Source organism: Pseudomonas sp. EA_65y_Pfl1_P113 (genome assembly GCF_963970525.1).
GTDB classification, from domain to species: Bacteria; Pseudomonadota; Gammaproteobacteria; order Pseudomonadales; family Pseudomonadaceae; genus Aquipseudomonas; species Aquipseudomonas tritici.
Map to the genome: position 1 here is coordinate 1 of NZ_CAXAQM010000377.1, position 512 is coordinate 512.

Consider the following 512-nt stretch of genomic DNA (forward strand, 5'->3'; position numbering starts at 1 on the left):
CACGTCGCCATCGCCGATGTCGTGGTCGCGGCCTTCGACCGGGACGCGCTTGGCGCTGGCGCGGCTATAGACCTTGGCGAGATCGGCGTTGAAGGTATCGTCGACCTCGGTGAGGATGACCTTGTCCTGCGGGCGCTTGGGGCCAGCGAGCGACGGCACGACGCTCGACATATCCAGTTCGAGCGTGTCGGTGAACACGGGGTCCGGCGCATCCGCCAGACGCCACATGCCCTGCGCCTTGGCATAGGCCTGCACCAGCGCGACGCGCGCCGAGGCGCGGCCGGAGGTCTTGAGATAGTCGATCGCGGCAGCGTCGACCGGGAAGAAGCCGCAGGTCGCGCCGTATTCCGGCGCCATGTTGGCGATCGTCGCACGATCGGCGAGGCTCAGTGCGTCGAGGCCGGGGCCATAAAATTCGAGAAAGCGGCCGACCACGCCCTTGGCGCGCAGCATTTGCGTGACGGTGAGCACGAGATCGGTCGCGGTGATGCCTTCGGCGAGCGAACCGTGCA

At 67.4% G+C, this 512-nt stretch carries 1 protein-coding gene; it reads right to left on the minus strand.

Features of this window, described 5'->3' with window-relative positions:
* The coding region (locus tag AACY52_RS30145; RefSeq protein ID WP_339561352.1) for an aconitase family protein at positions 1-512 on the minus strand (512 nt) is incomplete at both ends.